Source organism: Arsenophonus nasoniae DSM 15247 (assembly GCF_000429565.1).
In the GTDB taxonomy this organism is placed as follows: domain Bacteria; phylum Pseudomonadota; class Gammaproteobacteria; order Enterobacterales; family Enterobacteriaceae; genus Arsenophonus; species Arsenophonus nasoniae.
The window spans coordinates 1-1148 of record NZ_AUCC01000278.1; the positions used below are offsets into that span (position 1 = coordinate 1).

The window sequence follows — 1148 nt, forward strand, 5'->3', positions numbered from 1 at the left end:
CAAAGAGCGGATCGCACTCAATGCAACGTGCACCGCTGCACTCATACAGACATAACGCGCTGTACATTCCGACTTTCTAAATTGTTAAAGAGCGTTGATTACTTAATATTAGCTATGCTGATTTATTTGTCAATAGCAAAGCTAATATATTTGAGTGAAATAATGCTAATGGGGTAGTTAAAGTTTTTTTATTTAAAGAGGGGGTAATAAAAAAGTCGGAATAAACCGACTTAATAACTAAATTTGTAAGCCTAAAGAGTTATGTGTCAACCTACTTTCAATCCTTTCGCCTTAGCAATTTCTTCAAATAAACGGTCATAATACCGTTTTTTTTCTTGAAGGGATTCATGAAGTGAAGTTTGTTCACTTTCAGGTAATTGATTTATAAGCTTTAATAAAGCTAATTCCCTGTTAGTGATTGAAATTTCTGGTTGTTGAGTAGGTGTGTTTGAGTCTGAGTCTGTTTCCCTGACATATTTGAGAAGTGATGATAGCTCAGGTTTTATAGCCTCAGGTGAAACATGAAGGATCTTGGCAAATTTAATTATTGTATCTGTGTTTAGAGGAACTTTTCCGTTTAAATACTGGCTAACAGCGCCCTGAGTGTTAAATCCAAGCTCTTCCGCCGCTTTTTCTTGAGTTAGAGAAAGCGCTTCTTTTTTTTCATTCCATAGTTTTTTTAAACGCGCCGCAGCTTGTTTATCTTCAGGAGTTATTCGTCTCATATATATATACCTTATTTGCGTTACTAATATTTTTCAAATAGTAACGCTATTGACTAAGGTTATCAGCAATACTAATATTATTGGATTTTAATAGGAGGCAATATGACACTCAATGAATATCTTCTGCATAAGAAAATTAGTCAAACATCGTTTGCTACAATTGTTGGCGTATCACAAGGTTTTATCAGTCAAGTTATAGCGGGTAAATATAAACCTAAAGGATGTAAAGCCATTGAATGGTCACGAGCTACTGAATGGCTCGTAACGCCACACGAATTAAACAGTGACGATTACCCTAATGTAACTGATGGGCTTCCAAAAACTAATTCATAAAACCTTAAAGGCAAAATAACCCATGCAAATAAATTATTCTGTCGGGCGTAGTGTTACTGATCAGCGCCCGAGTCCTGCTGTTGCTGGCTC

At 36.0% G+C, this 1148-nt stretch carries 2 protein-coding genes; one reads left to right on the plus strand and one right to left on the minus strand.

Features of this window, described 5'->3' with window-relative positions; translation table 11 throughout:
- Positions 1 to 266: 266 nt before the first annotated feature.
- A complete protein-coding gene (locus G468_RS0118375) occupies positions 267 to 725 on the minus strand; it encodes a helix-turn-helix domain-containing protein (RefSeq protein ID WP_026824194.1) in 459 nt (152 codons plus the stop codon).
- Between the two features lie 102 nt (positions 726 to 827).
- Here G468_RS0118375 and G468_RS0118380 point away from each other — a divergent pair, with 102 nt between their 5' ends.
- Complete coding sequence (locus G468_RS0118380; protein WP_026824195.1) at positions 828 to 1058, plus strand: helix-turn-helix domain-containing protein; 231 nt, start codon at positions 828 to 830, stop codon at positions 1056 to 1058.
- Positions 1059 to 1148 lie beyond the last annotated feature (90 nt).

What these genes read in the sequence shown, in the direction of transcription:
- G468_RS0118380 (WP_026824195.1), top strand. Translation starts at nt 828, where the DNA reads ATGACACTCAATGAATATCTTCTGCATAAGAAAATTAGTCAAACATCG.
- G468_RS0118375 (WP_026824194.1), bottom strand. Translation starts at nt 725, where the DNA reads ATGAGACGAATAACTCCTGAAGATAAACAAGCTGCGGCGCGTTTAAAA.